A 3158-nucleotide genomic window follows, 5' to 3' on the forward strand; every position below is an offset into this window, starting at 1 on the left:
GGTGTCCCGCATGATGCGGGCGTGCTCGTCGGCGGTGGAGCAGGCGGCCTGGGCGCGGTCGCCGGCGTCGACGGCTTGGGTGAGCAGTGCGACGGCGCGGGTGACGTGTGACACCACGTGGTGACCTGGTGACCTGGTGGGGGTCAGAGGTTGGCGGCGTAGTCGTTGGCGGTCTGTTGCGCTTGTTGGAGCAGGTTCAGGACCTCGTCGAGTTGCTCACGTGCCTGCTGGTACATGGCCTGCGCCTCTTCGATCGTGTCGGATCCGCTGTCCTCGGCCGCCTGGGTGATCAGCGTCAACGCCTCATCCACGGACTGCGCAGCCTGTCCCACCGCGCCCATCGCCTGGTCGGCCTCGCTGGATGCCGACGCGATCGCTGCTTTGGCCTCGCCGATGGCACTCACGGACACCTCTTCGCCACAGACCGTCACAACCCGGGCTACTCTCGCGAAAGCTACGCGCGGAAGGCGTGCCGCTGTGGCATGCAGCCTGCTTTTAGGGCGACGCGCCAGAGATTCGGTGGATGCGAGGCGCGAGGATCGACGAGTGGGCTTCCCTTCTCGATGGCTCGCTGAGCCTCCCGCGGCCGGACCAGGGCGGAGTCTCTGGGTGAGCCGGCGCAGTGCGTTCGCTTCCCGGGGATCTCAGTGGGACCTCAGAGCAGGTGCTGAGATCGTGCCCAGTCGAAGAGATTCTCGCGGGCCCCTGCAGGGAATCGGGCGTCAGAGTCCACCAGATCTCGAACGAGACCTTGCGCCGCTTCCTCCGTCAGGAGGCCGGCCCTGACGGAGCCGACGACAAGGCGCAGAGTTCGATGTACTTTGACGCCGCGCTTGCGTCCGACGTTGTACGCGACCTGATCGTCGACGTATGCGGAGGCGTTGTGAGCCTCGGCCCACGCCAGAACGGTGGCCTCACCTGCGTTGCGCTCGGCGTTACCAAGCTGGTTCATGTACTGCGCAAATAGGTAGAGTTCACGCAACTCGTCGCAGGACACGACCTGGATCCAGTCCAGGTTGACCGCATCGCCGATCTCACGGAATTGCTCAGCGCCCCGTGTCAGCTCTTCCTTCACCGCTCGTGTGGTCACGCACTCGTGTTCGGCGAGCAGCTTGCGCAACGTGGCCAGATGCCCCGCCCGTGCGAAGTGATTCAACGGGCTCGCGTCGAGGACGAGGACACCGGCGGGCATCAGTCGAGTTCCTCGAACTCTCTCCGCAGCGACTCGATCGGTGCCTCAGTGGGCTGCGGAAGGTCTTCGCGCGTCAACGTCCCATGCAGCAGTTCCACGGCGCGGGTGGCGCTGACCAAGCTGCGCCGAAAGGCCCTGATCACGGCCTGCGAGTAGCCGGTCGGCAAGGCCGGAGGCGGTGTCAGTTCCTCGACGAAGCGGATTCCAGTCTCGACGTAGTCCCCGGGCACTGGACGCCGCGCCTGTAGCTGGTCATGCTCGCCACGATCGATGAGCCCCAAATTCCGGGCGTGGGAAACCATCGCCGACCAGCTGACCCGGTACTCAGCGGCGAGGACGACCAGACGCATCCGATGGTCTTCCCAGTCGGAGGCCAGGTCGCTCCACCTCGCCATCACCGACCCCCTGGGGACCAGGAAGTGGATGGCGAAGGCATTGATCAGAGCCTCGCGCTCCTCGCCGGTCGACCCCACGCCGAAGTCCACGGTGTACTCATCAGCTAGCAGGTGATGCCCTAGTTCATGCGCCAAGCTGAACCGCCGCCGGCCGGGATCGGTGGCGCCGTTGATCAGCGCCACACCGACGTCATTGACTCGGACGTAGCCCCCGTCAATGACGTCCGATCCGAGATCGAAGGCGAAGGACAGCAGGCCGAGCCTCTCGACGACCGATTGCAGTTGCGGAAGCGGCCCATCGGGGACGCCGACCAGCTGCCGAGCGTCAACGGCCCCCGCCTCAGCCTCTTGGACAGTGGTGACGCCAGGCGGCAAACCGGCCGGACGCATCGTTAGCACGCCGATCTCGGCGAGCAGTTCGACGTCCCGGGCAGTGCTCTCGAGACGCTCCTCGAGAGCCGCGACCTCCTGCCCAGCGGCAGTCCCAACGCGGTGGCTGGCAAATACGTCCGGTGACCTGGTGACGAACCACTCCACGGACCTGCCGGTCACCTGGGCGAGTCGCACGAGCTCCAACGCGTCCAGCCGTCGCTGCCCCTGCTCGACCCGAGTGAGCGAGGAGCGTGACAATCCGAGTCGCTCGGCGAGCGCGCTCTGCGAGAACCCCGCCCGCTCGCGGGCCTGGACTACCCGTGCGGCTACGTCGGCCCACTGAGTGAACTGTTCCCTCTCCACGCTGCCCTCCATCGGTGCGATTCCAGCACCGCTGTGGACCACTATAAGAGTGAGATGGTTCAGGTTCCAGGTTCGGAGAGCCGAATCATTCCGATTTGCACCTACTGTGGGATCCCACGCGAACCAATTTCAGGGTCTGGCCTTGTGACCGCGGGTGGCTGGTTCGGGGCACCATGCCTTGAGTTGGTCGGGCGTCTTGCCGACCTGGTGTGCTCGGCCGCGCAGCTCCTCGTCCAGGTAGTCGGCCAGGTTGAGCTGGTACGTGGGGGCCGAACCGGCCTTCCTGGTGGCGGAACGCCCGGTCGAGCGCGTCCTGTTCCGCGCCGCTGGCGCCCGAGTCGGCGAACCAGCGCCGCAGGTCCAGTTGCCGGGCGATGAACGAGATCAGCGGGATCGGCCGCCCGCCGACGGCGGACTCGACGAGCTTGGTGAGCTTCTGCGACTCGCGCCGGAAGAACTCCCGGTCCCGCACCGAGAACGCGAGCCACAGGACCAGCTCGTCCAGGAAGAGCACGACGGCGTCGTAGCCGAGACCCTTGGCGTGGCTGGCGATCGCGGCGAGACCGGTGTCGAGATCAACGTACTCGGCCTGCTGCGTGTAGGACCGGAAGTACGTCTCCACCAAGGCGGACACGAGCTGCTGGCGGACCTCGCTGGCGGCGGAGGCGGCCCTTGCTTCGGCGTAGCGGGCGGCGTCCCAGGTGCCGGCGCCGAGGACGGCGGCCCACGGGTCGGCGTCACCGCCCGCCCCGCCGCGGGCGCCACTTCCCAGCTTCGCGAAGAACTGTTCGTCGCCGAGCTGCACGCGCAGCCGCTCGGCGTCCTCCAGCAGCGCG

Annotated in this window: 3 protein-coding genes and 1 pseudogene; all 4 read right to left on the minus strand. The window is 67.0% G+C overall.

What is annotated here, in order from left to right:
• Positions 1-143: 143 nt before the first annotated feature.
• Complete coding sequence (locus tag AC08OU_RS22890) at positions 144-404, minus strand: hypothetical protein (RefSeq protein ID WP_476605770.1); 261 nt, start codon at positions 402-404, stop codon at positions 144-146.
• A gap of 251 nt (positions 405-655) precedes the next feature.
• Positions 656-1192: a PIN domain-containing protein gene (locus tag AC08OU_RS22895; protein WP_476605771.1), complete on the minus strand. Its 537-nt coding sequence runs from the start codon at positions 1190-1192 to the stop codon at positions 656-658.
• The gene (locus AC08OU_RS22900; protein ID WP_476605772.1) at positions 1192-2322 is read right to left on the minus strand and encodes a helix-turn-helix domain-containing protein; all 1131 of its coding nucleotides are present in this window, start codon (positions 2320-2322) and stop codon (positions 1192-1194) included. The genes AC08OU_RS22895 and AC08OU_RS22900 overlap by 1 nt, the downstream gene beginning before the upstream one ends.
• An 85-nt stretch (positions 2323-2407) precedes the next feature.
• Positions 2408-3158, minus strand: a pseudogene (locus tag AC08OU_RS22905) (hypothetical protein); the annotation flags it as partial.

The organism is Frankia sp. CcMO1 (assembly GCF_977945845.1).

Coding starts and splice junctions, on each gene's coding strand:
- AC08OU_RS22895 (WP_476605771.1), bottom strand. CDS start 1,192: ATGCCCGCCGGTGTCCTCGTCCTCGACGCGAGCCCGTTGAATCACTTC.